The sequence below is a fragment of the Arthrobacter sp. efr-133-R2A-63 genome (assembly GCF_030209795.1).
Lineage (GTDB): Bacteria > Actinomycetota > Actinomycetes > Actinomycetales > Micrococcaceae > Arthrobacter > Arthrobacter bambusae_A.
In genome coordinates, this window is sequence record NZ_JARVRG010000039.1 from 14,901 (window position 1) to 29,091 (window position 14,191).

General features: G+C 61.5%; 11 protein-coding genes and 1 pseudogene. 3 read left to right on the top strand and 9 right to left on the bottom strand.

Translation table 11 applies throughout. The features are described from left to right. Nucleotides 1-422: 422 nt before the first annotated feature. From QRN45_RS19600 to QRN45_RS19610, 3 genes and pseudogenes are all read right to left on the bottom strand, one after another. Entirely contained in the window at nt 423-866 is a 444-nt protein-coding gene (locus QRN45_RS19600) for a DUF4913 domain-containing protein (protein WP_284764360.1), read from the bottom strand. An 11-nt stretch (nt 867-877) separates the two neighbouring features. After that, nucleotides 878-2,638 carry a type IV secretory system conjugative DNA transfer family protein gene (locus QRN45_RS19605; protein ID WP_284764361.1) on the bottom strand — a complete coding sequence of 587 codons (1,761 nt, stop codon included), beginning with the start codon at nt 2,636-2,638 and terminating at the stop codon, nt 878-880. Next, nucleotides 2,635-3,114: pseudogene (locus tag QRN45_RS19610) on the bottom strand (ATP/GTP-binding protein); the annotation flags it as partial. The pseudogene QRN45_RS19610 and the gene QRN45_RS19605, both read right to left, overlap by 4 nt. Before the next feature lie 77 nt (nt 3,115-3,191). On the opposite strand from QRN45_RS19610, the gene QRN45_RS19615 reads away from it, so the two are divergent. Then, entirely contained in the window at nt 3,192-6,113 is a 2,922-nt protein-coding gene (locus QRN45_RS19615) for a Tn3 family transposase (protein WP_284764362.1), read from the top strand. A 241-nt stretch (nt 6,114-6,354) separates the two neighbouring features. Here the strand turns inward: QRN45_RS19615 and QRN45_RS19620 are convergent, their stop codons facing one another. The 6 genes from QRN45_RS19620 to QRN45_RS19645 form a co-directional block, all read right to left on the bottom strand. Then, nucleotides 6,355-6,957, bottom strand: a complete 603-nt coding sequence (locus tag QRN45_RS19620) for a recombinase family protein (RefSeq protein ID WP_284764363.1) — start codon at nt 6,955-6,957, stop codon at nt 6,355-6,357. 109 nt (nt 6,958-7,066) lie between these two features. Further along, nucleotides 7,067-7,879, bottom strand: coding sequence for an AAA family ATPase (locus QRN45_RS19625; protein ID WP_284764364.1), 813 nt, complete (start codon nt 7,877-7,879; stop codon nt 7,067-7,069). Continuing rightward, nucleotides 7,876-9,303, bottom strand: a complete 1,428-nt coding sequence (locus tag QRN45_RS19630) for a TnsB C-terminal domain-containing protein (RefSeq protein WP_284764365.1) — start codon at nt 9,301-9,303, stop codon at nt 7,876-7,878. Before QRN45_RS19630 ends, QRN45_RS19625 begins: the two co-directional genes overlap by 4 nt. A 38-nt stretch (nt 9,304-9,341) precedes the next feature. Continuing rightward, nucleotides 9,342-9,947 (bottom strand): recombinase family protein, encoded by a 606-nt coding sequence (locus QRN45_RS19635; protein WP_284764366.1) that lies wholly within the window; start codon nt 9,945-9,947, stop codon nt 9,342-9,344. Between the two features lie 256 nt (nt 9,948-10,203). After that, the gene (locus QRN45_RS19640; RefSeq protein WP_284764367.1) at nt 10,204-10,815 is read right to left on the bottom strand and encodes a hypothetical protein; all 612 of its coding nucleotides are present in this window, start codon (nt 10,813-10,815) and stop codon (nt 10,204-10,206) included. Between the two features lie 318 nt (nt 10,816-11,133). Then, nucleotides 11,134-11,733, bottom strand: a complete 600-nt coding sequence (locus QRN45_RS19645; RefSeq protein WP_284764368.1) for a recombinase family protein — start codon at nt 11,731-11,733, stop codon at nt 11,134-11,136. A gap of 305 nt (nt 11,734-12,038) precedes the next feature. On the opposite strand from QRN45_RS19645, the gene QRN45_RS19650 reads away from it, so the two are divergent. Both QRN45_RS19650 and QRN45_RS19655 read left to right on the top strand, forming a co-directional pair. Beyond that, a complete protein-coding gene (locus QRN45_RS19650; protein WP_284764370.1) occupies nt 12,039-12,686 on the top strand; it encodes a leucine-rich repeat domain-containing protein in 648 nt (215 codons plus the stop codon). A 265-nt stretch (nt 12,687-12,951) separates the two neighbouring features. Beyond that, on the top strand, nt 12,952-14,121 hold the full coding sequence (locus QRN45_RS19655; protein ID WP_284764372.1) for an IS30 family transposase: 1,170 nt from the start codon (nt 12,952-12,954) through the stop codon (nt 14,119-14,121). Nucleotides 14,122-14,191: the final 70 nt, after the last annotated feature.

Sequence of the window (14,191 nt, forward strand, 5' to 3'; positions counted from 1 at the left end):
CCCGGCAGCTCAAGTCCAACCTGCCCTTCTCCCCCGACCGGCCGCGACGAAGCCGTGTGGCAGCACCCGGCATCCGAGCCCGGACCGGGTCCTGGATATCCGCTTCTGCCGGAAGCTTGCCCAGCGGGCAGAGCAAAGCCAAATTCGATGAGGTGTCCTCGCGGACTTCCGGCTCGATCTGGGGCATGATTCCACCCCTGTCGGGGCCTACTGACAGCCCGGATTCAATTGTCCAGACACTGTCTGGACAATTGCGCCCTTCGGTCATTCGGGCCGCCTAAACCTTAATTCATCCGTTGCCCGCCACCGATGACGAATGGCAGGACCGGTAAATGCGCCACAGGCTGTGGCATATTTGGGAGCTTCACCTCAATTGTCCGTTCCTGGCTCGGACCGGGCTTCCGTCCGGTCGGTGGGCCGGGTCATGGCTGGATCGTCCGGACATCGGGGAACCAGCCTTCGGGTGCCCTTTTGGGCTCGAGGTGTTCGGGGTCGCGGTGTTTTTGCATGTCGCATTTGTAGAACGGGCCGCGGGGGTCCAGGAGCATGCTCATGTGGTGGTCCGCGTGGTCCCTCCACCAGACGCTGATCCCTGTGGCGCCGTCGAGGCGGAGGTGTTCCCAGGCCCGCCACAGTGCTTCGACGCGGGAGAGGGCTTCGGGGTGGAAGTACCATTCGATGCACCATTTGGCGGCGCGGCCGTCGACGTCGCGGACGTAGGTGGGCAGGAGCTGCTCGTGCAGGAACTCCTCGGCTGAGCCGTAGACGAGTTCAGGTGGTTTCTGCTTTTCCGCCGGCCTCTCTGCAGAAGCCTCCGTCTCGCCGGGGGCGGGGGCTGTGCTGAAACGTCCGATATTGCTGTCCATGATAGAGCCTCCTACGTCGTGACCCAGGGATTGGCCACGGGCTCGGCTGCGGCCGGTTCTTCGGGGCGGGGGCTGTGGGACTTGATGGAGGCTTCGACGGCTTCCTTGTGGGGGCCGGTGTACCAGGGCATTGTCCGGATCAGGGTGGCGGGTGCGCCGGAGGCGAGGACGACGGCGCGTCCGCGGTCGAGTTCGGCGAGGTTGGAGACGTCGAAGATGCGTTCCTTGCCTTCCTGTCGGGAGCGGCTGGAGCCGGTTTTGCCGGAGGAGATGGAGATGTTGGTGTAGCTGTAGTCTCCGATGAGGTCCGAGAGTGCCCGGAGGAAGCCTTCTTCGGCGACGCCGCCGCCGTAGACCTTGACGTTCGCGGCGGACCAGATTTTCCGCATGTTCGCCTCGCCCCATAGTTCGACGCCCTGGGACCAGGACTGCAGGATGGCCATGACGATCAGGCCCTTGGAGCCGTAGTGGCTGAACTGGTCCGGCAGTCCGGCCCAGCGGACGACGTTGGCCAGCTCATCGAGGGCGAACAGTGCAGGTTTCGGCAGTCGGCCGCCGCTGCGTTCGGCCCGTTCCTCCATGGCTTCTGCGATGGCCACGGTCAGGGCAGTGGTGAGCGGGGCGGCCGAGCCGGCACCTTCCTTGGAGAGGATGTAGATCGTCTCCCGGGAGGCGGCGAAGTGGTGGGGGTTGAACCGGCGGCGGGGATCGGTGGCCACGGACGTGCCGCGGGCGGGGGCGACCCAGCGCAGCGTGTTTCTGCTCTTGAGGCATTGGATCATTTTCTCGGCGGTGCCGAAGATGCCGTCGCGCTGCTTGTCGGCCAGCTTCAGGGTGGACTCCAGGCCCTTGTACTGCAGCTCGTAGTCGTGCTCTTTGAGGATTTCGATGGGCTCCTGGCTGACCTGCTCCGTCACCCACAGGTACACCTGGGTGATGGGCAGCTCCCCGAGCGCGGCCGCCAGGAAGTACGAGGAGAGGATGTCTTCGGCCTTCGGGTCGAAGTACGCATCCGGTTTGGACCCCGGAAGACGCGAACCGACGGCGAAATGCTGCGTGAGTTTGTAGGCCTTCTCCTCGTCCGTGACGTAAGAGAGCGGGTTCCACCACCAATCCGGTTCCTCCTGGGCGATCTTCTGCGGATCAAACACCCACACCGGAGCGGTCAGGACCCGGACGCCGCGGGTGCCGTCGACGACGTCGCGCTTGTTCGAGGTCGAGACCACGGCACCGGGTGCGTCCAGGATCGCAGGCATGACCCGTGAGGTCGACTTACCTGTCCGGGGCCCCCAGATGTCGATGCTGAGGTCTTCCCAGGACTGGATGAACGTCTGGCCGGTGGAGACCACCTTGCCCACCACGATGCCCGGGGCGTCCTTCACGCCCAGCCGTTCGGCCGTGGCTTTTGCGCCCTTCTCGGAGAACGCGGCCAGGGATTTGCCGCGCCCCAGGTACCGGGCGGCCTTATCGACCCGGGCCCCCTTGGACGCGCCCTTCTTCCAGGCCAGCAGCACGACGATGGCCAGGACCAGGACCGTGCCGGCCATGAAGGCGGCGGCCACAGTGGACTGGACGGGCCAGGGCACCCGGCCCTTGATCAGCCCGGCGATCAGATCAACGGGCTGGACCGGGGGTGCGGCGATGCCGGCCATCCAGGAACCGAGGTGTACGGCCGCGTAGGTTCCGCCGCCAAAGACGACGATGAAGCCAATGGCCAACCACACCAGCAGCGCATCACCGAGGCCCATTCCTTTGCGGTTCGGTGCACTCACGATGTGCCTCCGTCCACGGGCAGCTGCGGAGCTGCCGGCTCCATGAGGGTCCCGGCTGGGTCTTTCGTCCATCTGGAGTTGGTGTCGTTCAAGCCCTCGTTCTGTTCGATCGAGGTGAGCCCGATCCGGACGGGGATCCCCGGGCGGCCGCCGACCTTGATGAGGAACTTCCCCCGGCCCGGGGGTTCGACGTCGACCCCGCGGGAGTCCCACGCGGGCGGGTCCTGCCACCCGATGAGTTTCTGCTGCTCCTGGCGGGAGAGCGGGATAGCTGAGGTCAGCAGCGGCATCTCCGAGGCGGGCAGGCCGCCGCAGATCACCATGCCGGAACGCTCCACGAATCCGCGGGCCTTCATCCTGTCTTCTTCGGCCGGCAACGCCAGGAGGTCGGACATGGTGTGGGAAATCATGATCTGCCCGACACCGACCGAGCGGTTCAACCGGGTCAGGGCGTCCACCCGGTCAACCATGCCCTTACGGCCCGGTTCTCCTATAGCTGTCCTGAGCCGCCAAGTTCGTGCGGTTTTAGGACTGACTGTGCAATTGTGGTGGAGTGACTGGGCTTATTGAGGTATGGACCTTGGTTGAGCGCGATTTTGAGCTGCTCGGCCAGAAGCCCGGCTCCACGCGCCTGGGGTTCGCGTTAATGCTGAAGTTCTTCGAGAACGAGGCAAGATTTCCCAACGGGGCTGATGAGTTCGACCGTGTGACTGTGGAATATGTTTCCGAGCAGGTTGGGGTTCGTGCTCAGGACTTTGCGTCTTATGCCTGGACGGGGCGGACAATCGAGCGTCATCGTGCTGAGATCCGGGCGCTGTTTGGCTTTAGAGAGTTTACTCGTGCCGATGAGACTGATCTAACGGCGTGGCTTGCCGCGAAAGTCTGCCCTTCAGAAGTTCGAGAAAGTGCCCTGACGGAGGCCGTTCTGGGCCGTTGCCGTCAGGAAAAGCTTGAGCCTCCGGGACGCCTGAGCCGGATAATCGGTGCTGCTCGGGCAATGTTTGAGCAGGATTTCTCCACGGATCTCCTATCTCGTCTTGGTCCGGCGGGTATTGGACGGTTGGAGGCGTTGGTCGCTGATGGCACGGCGGGTTCCTTGTTGTCGATGTTGAAGACTGATCCCGGGCCGGCGGGTTTGGAATCGTTGCTGGCGGAAGTGGAGAAGCTTTCGGCTGCCCAGGGCCTGGGGTTGCCGGCGGATTTGTTTGCCGGGGTCTCGGAGAAAGTCGTGGGTGCCTGGCGGGCCAGGGCTGGGCGGATGTATCCCTCGGATTTCTGGGCTGCTCCTGAGCCGGTGCGGTTGACGTTGTTAGCGGCGTTGTGTCATCAGCGGACCGCGGAGATCGCGGACAGCCTGATTGACTTGTTGCTGGTCTTGGTATTGAAGATCAACACCGGCGCGGTGAAGAAGGTCGAGAAAGAGCTCACCGAGGATCTGCAAAGGGTGCACGGGAAGACGGCTTTGTTGTTCAAACTGGCCGAGACGGCCGTCGCTTGTCCGGATGAGACGGTCCGTGAGGCGGTGTTCCCGGTGGTCAGCGAGAAGACCCTGCGTCAACTTGTGCGGGAGGCAAAAGCCAACGAATCCGCGTTTCAGGGCAAGGTCCGGATGGTCTTGCGGGGTTCGTATTCGAATCATTACCGGCGGATGTTGCCGGCGCTGCTCTCGGTTCTACGGTTCCGGTGCCACAACACGGCGTTCCGGCCCATCATGGATGCCATTGCGTTGCTGCAACGGTACGCCGCGGCGGGGAGTAAGAGCCAGTTTTTCGCCCCGACAGATGCCGTTCCGGTCGCGGGTGTGGTGCCCAGGTCCTGGGAGGGCGCCGTCCGGGACGAGAAGGGCAGGATCGAGCGGATCCCGTATGAGCTTTGCCTGCTCGTGTCGTTGCGGGACGCGTTGCGTCGCCGTGAGGTTTTCGTTGAGGGTGCCGGGAAGTGGCGGGACCCGGAAGAGGACCTTCCCCCGGACTTTGACGCTTCCCGCGAGTTCCACTATGAGGCCTTGGCCAAGCCGTTGGACCCGGCGAAGTTCATCCATGACCTGCAATCGAGGATGACGCGGGCTCTGGATGGCTTGGATAACGGTTTGCTGGCTGATTCCACCGGCGGGGTGAAGATCACCACGCGCAAGGGTTCGCCTTGGATCAAGGTACCCAAGCTGGACAAGCTGGAGGAACCGGCGAATCTGGGCAAGATCAAGGACGAGGCCGTGGCCCGGTGGGGCACGTTGGACCTGTTGGAGGTCTTTAAGGAAGCCGATTTCCTGACTGGCATGACCGGAGAATTCGCCTCCGTGGGTTCCCGCGAGGTCCTCGACCCCGACACGCTCCGTAAGCGTCTGCTGCTGTGCTTGTTCGGGCTCGGGACCAACATGGGCATCAAAGCCGTCACGGACGCCGGCGGTCACGGGGAGACTGAGCGGGAGTTACGCCATGTCCGCCGGATGTTCATCACCAAGGACAACCTCCGCCAGGCCATCGTGAAAGTCGTCAACGCGACCTTTGAAGCACGGAACCCGGAATGGTGGGGTGAAGGGAACGCGTGTGCGTCGGATTCGAAGAAGTTCGGGTCCTGGGAATCAAATCTGATGACCGAGTGGCACAACCGTTACGGCGGGCCGGGGGTGATGATCTACTGGCACGTGGAGAAGAAGTCGACGTGCATCTATTCCCAGCTGAAGAACTGTTCCTCGTCCGAGGTTGCTGCCATGATCGAGGGCGTCCTGCGCCACGACACCGAAGCTGAGATTGAAGCGAACTATGTCGACACCCACGGGGCCTCAATCGTAGGGTTCGCGTTCACCGAGCTCCTCGGTTTCAAGCTGCTGCCGCGCCTGAAGAACATCGGATCCATCCGCCTGTACCGGGCCAGCAACGAAGAGGTCTACGGGGATGTCAACCCGGTGCTGTCCAGGCCGATCAACTGGGACATCATCGCCCAGCAATACGACCAGATGATCAAGTACGCCACCGCCCTCAAACTCGGCACCGCCGAATCGGAGACGATCCTGCGCCGCTTCACCCGAGGCGGGCCCAAACACCCCACCTACCAGGCCCTCGAAGAGCTCGGCAGGGTTGTCCGGACGATCTTCGCGGCCGACTACCTGGCCAGCGAAGAACTCCGACGCGAGATCAATTCCGGGCTTCAGGTCGTGGAGAACTGGAACAGCGGAAACGACGTCGTCTTCTACGGCAAGAACCGCGACCTCACGGGACCGGACCGTGAAACAACCGAGGTGTCCATGCTCGCCCTGCACCTTCTACAGTCGTCCCTGGTCCTGATCAACACGCTGATGCTCCAAACCATCCTTGAAGATCCGGAGTTCCACGACATGCTCACCCTTGAAGACCGCAGAGGCCTTACTCCATTGTTCTGGACCCATATCAACCCTTACGGACGCTTTACCCTCGACATGAGCACACACCTTGACTTCGCGGGCTCCAGCAACACCCAGGTGCTCAGCGGTGTCTAATCGGGAATCTCATCAAACGATCCTTTGACAGGACGCCACCCACCAGATCGCCTCGATCCCGCCGTCGCTCAGAAAATCCCTGTCGAACCCGGGATTTTTGTGACTGTTAGCGGAAAATGGCGGTTAAATCGCAGTCCAAGATGGCGGTTTCGAGGGTCTGTAGGCTCTCATACGGAACCCACGAAGCTCTCCCGTCGTGATCATCCTGGCCAGTCAATGTAAGCGTTGCTCAGTATCGGCTTCAGGGTGAGGTGTTGCATTCGGCGCCCGTTATGGATTGCCCGTTGCTTGCGATGCTCAGGTATCGGTATATCGTCGCCCGACTCAGTCCGATCATCTTTCCGATGTCGGCGGGCTTGTGCCCCAGTGCTTTGAGTTGGTGGGCGCGTTTCACGGCGGCGTTTTCTGCTGTGATGGCGGGTCGTCCGCCTTTGCGTCCGTGGGCTTCCGAGAAGGCCATGCCTGCCTGTGTTCGCTCGGTTGTCTTGTCGCGTTCGAGCCGGGCGAGAGCGGTCAGGATCGTCAGCATGGCCTTGCCGTTTGGGCCGGTGGTGGTGATGCCCTCGGACAGGGAGCGGAATGTCACGCCTTTCGCCTCCAGTAGTTCGATGAACTGGAGCAGCTTTTTCGTGGAGCGACCTAACCGGTCCAGCTTCCAGATCACCAGTTCGTCCCCGGGGCGCAGGTGGTCAAAGATCTTATCCAGCTCGGGCCTGCCGGCCCGTGTGTTGTTCACATCATGATCCGTGAAAATCCAGTCACAGCCGGCTTCCCGCAGCGCGGATGTTTGAGGCTCTACTGACTGCTCTGTGGTGCTGATCCTGGCATATCCGATGCTTACCACTTCGCACCGCTCGTCGGATGAGTCATTGGTTTCTGATCTTTCTGGATTTCGTATCCGTCTTCGAGGTGAACCAGGCGCCGCCCCTGCGCATGCCGGCGCGGTTTGGCGGTTAGCTAATGCCGATGACGAGTGTTGAGCGTGCGGCTTCGATGACGTCGTCGGTGATGGTGTTGAGTTCGTTGATTTTCATGACGCGTTCGACCTGGGTGAAGAGTCGGTCGATGAGCCGGAAGTTTCCCCTGGTTATGCGGGCGACAGCGGCAATGGCCTGCGCGTCAGTGAAGTCTTCGGGGTCCAAGGATTGGCCTAGTTTGTGCCAGCGGCGCTGCAGGACGAAATGCAGTTCTTCTTCTTCGAGGGGACGGTATTCGTGAGCGAATCCGACCCTGCTGTAGAGCTGGGGGTAGCGGCTGAACCATTTTTCAATGCCGGGCATGCCAATAAGGATCAGGGCTACGTTGTCGCGGTCGTAGCGGTCGCGCAACAGTTCCAGGGCTGTGGCGCTGAGGCGCTCGGATTCGTCGATGATGAGCAGTTCGACGTATTTGTTGACTCGGGTGTGGGGCCCTGTCCCCTTTCCGATATCTGACAGGTGTTGGTCCACGCAGATCGATACGCGTGAGCTGATGTGCTCGATCTCCGCGTGGATCTGTTTGGGGGTGGTGAGCACGGCGGGGGTGTAGAAGACGGTGCGGGAGCGGGAAAGTGCGGCATAGACCTGATGGTCGGAATCCTTCCGGGGCCCCCACTCTTCCAGTAGATTCTGCGCCTTGTGCCAGTTGGCGTAGCGTCTGGCGGAGAGGGTCTTTCCTATGCCGGCTTGGCCGTAGCAGATCCCGATGGTGTGCTGGCGGCGCACTGCGTCGGCGAACTCGACAAATCTGCGGTGTTCCTTCGTGGCAATGAAGCCTTGACCTGTCATCGGTCGTCCTCCAGATAGGTGCGGAGCTTTGGACGCTTCTTTGGCCGGTCCGTCGGCTCGGGAGCCGGAGCCTGTTTGGCTGGTGCCAGGTCAGGCAGATGCTTGGCTACGACGGCGATGCGCTGGTTGATTTGTCCGCGAAGTTCGCGGCGGCGGGCCGATCGTGCGGCCTGGATGTCCTTGAGCGTCAGAGTGGAAGATTCATGGTCGGGGTCCACGGCACGGCAGATGAACTGGTTCTTGTGGAAAACCCGGATCTCGGTGATGTCTCGCGGGTCATAGCGGACAATGACAGCTTCCCGGACGTAGGCGGCCAACAGGGGTGAGACGTATCTGAGTCCTTGGAAGTGCACGCCGTCACGATGGACGATTCGGGGTTTGGCCACGGTCAGAAGGAGCAGGTTAAGTTCATCCATCGATGCCGGCAGCCTGGGCAGCCATCCGTCACCTACCCACGCATCGTGCGGGGTCGCCTTGATCTCCGGGTGCTCGCACTGGTGGTAATCATCCGTGATGAAGCGGCCAATGGCTTTGTCGAGTTCCTTGAGGGTTATTCCCGGTGCCGGCGGGGTGTGGCCGCGGATCAGATGACCGGGCAGTTCGGCCAGCAGCTCCGTATTGACGGTGCCGAAAAACCGTTCCACCTTGCCCCGGCCCTGGGGCCTGGCGACCGTTGAGTAGATGATCTCGAAGTGAAGGTCCTTCCCGGTCTGGGTCAGGTGGTTGCTCGTGAAGTCCGACCCGTGGTCAACATAGAGGACGTCAGGGATCCCGCACATCGGCCAGCCAGCCCCGGCTTTAGGCCAGATGGCCTGCCGAAGTGCCAGGGCTGTGTTCATGGCCGACGGTGCCCCGAGGAAGATCGTGTAGCCGCAGATCGCGCGGGAGTAGTCGTCCAGGATCGTGGTGAGCCAAGGGCGCACCGGTTTCAGGTTGGCGTCCAGCACGAGGATGTCCAGTTCGGTGTGGTCTGCCTGCCAGATCGAGTTTGGCCGCTCGGCGCGGTGCCGCCACGCCAGTTCATAGTTGTCCCGGTAGGCAGCCGTTCCCTGCTGGGCGAGCATTCTCATGCCGGGGTCAAGGTCGGCAATGATAGACCGGACGGTGCTGTACGAAGGGGCCCGCCAGCCGCGGCCCGCAGCGACCCGGTTGGCCTTCCGGGCGATAAGAGCCACGGGCAGAGGCGGTTTCACCAGGGCCAGACCCTCAATGAGCGCAACCAGTTCAGGGTTGGTCCTGCGCTGAGCAGTCCGGCGCTTTGCTGCCGCCAGCCCGGAAATGCCGTGACGTTTATGGGCCGCATGCCAGCGCTGAAGCGTCCGAAGTCCTATGCCTTCGTGCGCCGAGAGGGTTTTCAACGGCACACCGTCTTCGACATGCCGGCGCAGGATCTGCCAACGCAACAGTGCCGTGTGTTCAGGCATAGAGGCAGTCTCCCCGTTCAGGGTGCCGCCTCCGCCGGTCACCGGACGGTCTTCTGCCCGGAACGGCGCCGCGGCACGGCAGGTGTCGGCTCGCGCCGGAGGGAACGGTAGACGGTGGTACGGCTGACGCCGAGCACCTCACCTATCTTCTCGACGGTCATTTCCTGCTGCTCATACAACCGTCGTGCGGTCCGGAGCTTATCCTTGGTCAGCAACGCAGGCCTGCCTCCGGTGCGTCCTCGTGCCCTGGCCGCCTGAAGACCCGCGTTGGTGCGTTCCCGGATCAGGTCCCGTTCGAACTCCGCCAGCGCCGCGAACACGTGAAAGACCAGCCGTCCGCCCGAGGAGGTCGTGTCGATCGCCTCTTGAAGGGAGCGGAATCCGATGCCTCGCTCCTGGAGGTCGGCCAACTGGTCGATCAGATGCCGGATGGACCTGCCGAGCCGGTCCAGGCGCCACACCACCAAGGTGTCTCCGGGCCGGAGCTGATCCATGACCTTCGTCAGTTCGGGACGGGACTCCAGGGACCCGGAAGCCGTATCGGTGAAAATGCGGTAGCAGCCGGCCGCCTTCAACGCGTCCTGTTGAAGGGCCGCGTCCTGGTCCCCGGTCGATACACGGGCATAGCCCAGAAGATGTCCCATGCGCCAAACGTACCAATACCCGTCGACCAGGGGAAGAACAGGCACATAGAAACCGGCACTGGGTTTAGCTACAAAGAATAAGGGTGCATCGAATCTTTCTGTGAGTCGCAGACTTATTTGGCTCGATTTTCGCAGCGCTATTTGGCATGCCCGCCCATTCCCGCGCTGGCTGCCCCTGGGATGACCTACGGGTTTCCTGAAGCGCCCCTACTTCGGCTTGAGAGCTTCTTGTCGTTGGGACGGAGCTCGCCCCAGATTACCGGTTGGGCCTCAGCTTTCGGCTTCTGGTCCGGAGCATAGTCCAGATGGCGGCAGCGGTGACGAGAAGGAGAACTCCGATCGGCAGGAGAAGGGCAAGGATTCCAATGTTTCCTGCGATTCCGGCGACGACGGCTATGCATATGAGAGCGGCTCCAATAGGTGCTGAGACGACGGCGATTCTCTTCCAGGCCTTGGCATCATGGTCACTTAGGTCTGATGCCGCGAATTGAGTGCTGCCTTCAGGTTCGTACAGCTGCGCCACGAACAAGCCAATGATGGTGGGGAACAAGGGCAGTGCCGCGTTTCCCCCCGGTCGTGCAGGGATGAAAGCCGTGACGATGAACACGATGGCGGCCGCTGCAATCACGCCAAGGAGCGTGAAATACTTCCATCGTCGCGGAGTTAGGACCAGCCTTCCGCCTTTGGTCTTTCCAATCAGAATCGTGATAGCCCAGACCAGCAGAACTCCGCACATGACGCTTTGAATGTTCCGGAACAGCGGCTCGGTCTCAGGACGCAAAACCATTAGGAACGACGTAACAGCGGTGGCGATAACTATCAAGGCGACAACAATCCGGAGGCGCGGGTCAGTTGCTACTGCTGGCATGCGCTAAGTGCAGACCTCCGAGGCCTGCTTGTCAATGGCCCTTGTGCAGAGCTCCTCGTGGAGCAACCCTGACCGTGGGGAAAATTGCCGCTCAGCTCAGCAGACCGAGTCCCGAAATAGTCAACGACTGAGCAGCCAACCCGCCTTGCAAACAAACGCCGCGTCGCGCGTCTGCGCAATTATCGATCTCGTAGACGACCGTCCATGAGACACACACGACAATCGGGTCAAAAATTGTGACTGTTGGTTCAGAATGGCGGTTTTTTCACAGGTCAGTTTGGCGGTTTTCGAACCTTTGGCCCCTGCCTGCGCCGAGCGTCAGGAGTCGATTGTGATTCCGGCTTTCTGGCGCGCCCGTTCGACGGCGCGATAAACAGTGGAACGGCCGACAGAGAACAGTTCGGCGAGTTCGTACATGGTGTGCTCGCCCGCGGCGTGCAGTTTGACCAGGTGCGCTTCCTGCCTGGGTGAGAGTTTGGGCTGCTTCCCGCGCAGCCGGCCCTTGGCCTTGGCGACCTTCATGCCTTCGCGGGTACGGGCCCGGATGAGGTCGCCTTCGAACTCGGCGACCATCGCCAGGACATTGAACAGCAGCTTGCCCATCGGATCCGCAGGATCATGCACCGAGCCACCGATGCTGAGCTTCACCTCACGGCCGGCGAGGTCGTCAGCAATCTGGTGTGCATCCCGGACCGACCGGGCCAGCCGGTCCAGTTTCGTCACGACAAAGGTGTCGCCGGCGCGGCAAGCGGCCAAAGCTTCACGCAGCCCTGGGCGATTCCTGTCTCTGCCGGTGAGGCCATGATCGACATAGATCCGCTTGGACTCAATACCCAAAGCCAGAAGCGCATCGCGCTGTGCGGTGAGGTCTTGTTCATCGGTGGAGACTCTCGCGTAACCGACCAGTAGTTCAGACATGTGTAGAAGTGTGCCATATATGGCCCCCTCACCGGTCAGATCACCGGACTGGTCTTACGGGACACTCCACCGCCCGGAGCTTCAAAAGCAGAGATCATGGCTTGGCCTGTCCGGTGGAGGACCGGCTTACGGGACAGTCTAAGCCAGCAGCGTTCAAGGACTGTTTCGCCGTCTTTCGTGAGTTGTACCGATGCTCCGAAATACTGGTAGTTATGCATATCCGTCTTAGTGCTAATCCCCGTTGAAGAGACTCACCGGCAGCCTCTGCGCGTCCTGGTCCTAGGGTTCTGCGGCATACTCGGGTCATGGTTGCTCAACGGAAGTCCGCTCAGTCTGCTGCCAAGTGGCTGTCCGAGGATGACGTGTGGATAGATCACGTATCGCTCGACCTCTCTGATGTGGAGTGGCTATCGGGTGTCCGGCGCCTGACGCTCTGGGCGGTAAAGATGCCCTCGGGCTTGTTGGCCTCGCTGCCGCACCTTGAGTGGTTAGACCTCCGCGGGGGATCCGGTGCGTCCATCGACTTCGTCAATGGTTGCTCTAAGTTGAGCTATCTTGCTGTCAATCAGATCCGCGGTCTGCATGATCTGTCGGCTCTAAGTGCTCAAACGACTCTTCGGCTGCTGAGCCTTTATGGACTGCCACAAGTGCAGGCTCTTCCTTCGCTCGCTAACCTTCTGAGTCTCAAACGAGTCGAGATTGGATCAATGAAAGGGCTGGCTGGGTTGGGTCCGCTTCTAGAGGCACCGCATTTAGAGGAACTGGTACTTCACAGAGCAGTCTCTTTGGGTAGTGCTGATCCGGAGGCAATCGCTGCCCACCCTTCGCTCAGGGCCTTTGAATGGTTTGCGGAAGATGTACCCGTCAAGACCTGGGCTCCGATCGTTGATCGAGTAGGGCGGCCAAAAGCTAAAGCTGTGAGTGCTTCGGATTGGTTCGAGCAGAACCCGTGATCCAGCAGAAGTCCGATCCAGACTCTTCGCCTCGGTTGAAGTCTATTGATCAATGTCTAGGAATGGCTGGCATGTAGCGAGACCCGGGCTCCGCTACGAGCGGGGCCGGAACCGCGGTTACTAGACCGCGGAGGGATGCGTTGGGTGCTCCCAGGGGTTCGATGCCCGCTTCCCGCAGTCTCCCCAGCGGGCCAACGTCTAAGTCCTCTCTGGAGCGTCCGGTGGAGGATCCTTGGGTTCTTGCAGTGATTGCAACACTTAGCGGATGGGTGTTGTCGTGGCGAGATATTCGATTTTTGTAAGACCGGATCTTCTGCAGCTGTTTTGGGCCGGGATGCAGGCCGGTGATTTCATCACTGACGCTGTTTTGCCGATCAATACGAGCAGGCGGACCGGGCGACGGGTCTTGGCCGAAGCCGGGGGTGTCAGGCCGCGCCGCGGCCGGGATCTGAAGGGCAGATGCCTGACCTTCGCCCAGCGCGAGGAGATCGCGATACTGCGCGCCCAGGGACACTCACTGCGCCGGATCGGGGCCGTGGTCGGCCGGGCACCCTCGACTGTGTCCAGGGAGCTTCGGCGCAATTCGGTGGCCGGGTTGCCTTACCGGGCGACGTCGGCTCATGCTCTGGCGTATGAGCGGGCCTCGCGGCCGAAACCGGCGAAACTGCACACGAACACGGTGTTGCGTGCGAAGGTGGAAGAGGACCTGAAAAAGAAGTACTCGCCGGAGCAGATCGCAGGACGACTGCGGGTTGAGTTTCCCGATGAGCCGGAGATGCGGGTGTCACCTGAGACCATTTACCAGTCCCTCTACGTTCAGTCTCGCGGAGCACTCAATCGTGATCTGGCCGCGTGTTTACGCACCGGGCGTGCGCTCAGGCAGCCCTGCAGGAAGGCCGGCCAGCGGAAGAACCGGATCCCCGGGATGATCAATATCTCCGAGCGTCCCGCCGAGGTTCAGGACCGTGCGGTGCCAGGGCATTGGGAGGGCGACCTCATCATCGGCAAAGGCAACCAGTCCGCGATCGGGACTCTTGTGGAGCGGACCACCCACTACACGATGCTCGTTCATCTTCCGGACGGGTACAAAGCTGAACAAATGCGCGACGCCCTGGCAGCCAAGATCAAGACGCTCCCCGAGGCGCTGAGGCATTCCCTCACCTGGGACCAGGGCATCGAAATGCAGGACTGGAAAACCGTGAAAATAGACGCTGGAATCGACATCTACTTCTGCGATCCGCACTCACCCTGGCAGCGGGGCATCAACGAAAACACAAATGGCCTGCTGCGCCAGTACTTCCCGAAAGGCACGGACCTGAGCATCCACAGCGCGGAAGACCTCGACTGGGTCGCCCAGGAACTCAACGACCGGCCACGCAAAAGACTAGAGTTCAGAAAACCGATCGAATTGATCGAAGGACTCCTGTTGCAATAACCGCCTGAATCCACCGATCCTTAACCGGGCACTGGGACCGACGCGGTGAATGCTGCAGGCCGCATCGGGC

What these genes read in the sequence shown, in the direction of transcription:
- QRN45_RS19640 (WP_284764367.1), bottom strand. Translation starts at nt 10,815, where the DNA reads ATGCCAGCAGTAGCAACTGACCCGCGCCTCCGGATTGTTGTCGCCTTG.
- QRN45_RS19625 (WP_284764364.1), bottom strand. Translation starts at nt 7,879, where the DNA reads ATGACAGGTCAAGGCTTCATTGCCACGAAGGAACACCGCAGATTTGTC.
- QRN45_RS19630 (WP_284764365.1), bottom strand. Translation starts at nt 9,303, where the DNA reads ATGCCTGAACACACGGCACTGTTGCGTTGGCAGATCCTGCGCCGGCAT.
- QRN45_RS19655 (WP_284764372.1), top strand. Translation starts at nt 12,952, where the DNA reads ATGGGTGTTGTCGTGGCGAGATATTCGATTTTTGTAAGACCGGATCTT.
- QRN45_RS19650 (WP_284764370.1), top strand. Translation starts at nt 12,039, where the DNA reads ATGGTTGCTCAACGGAAGTCCGCTCAGTCTGCTGCCAAGTGGCTGTCC.
- QRN45_RS19635 (WP_284764366.1), bottom strand. Translation starts at nt 9,947, where the DNA reads ATGGGACATCTTCTGGGCTATGCCCGTGTATCGACCGGGGACCAGGAC.
- QRN45_RS19645 (WP_284764368.1), bottom strand. Translation starts at nt 11,733, where the DNA reads ATGTCTGAACTACTGGTCGGTTACGCGAGAGTCTCCACCGATGAACAA.
- QRN45_RS19600 (WP_284764360.1), bottom strand. Translation starts at nt 866, where the DNA reads ATGGACAGCAATATCGGACGTTTCAGCACAGCCCCCGCCCCCGGCGAG.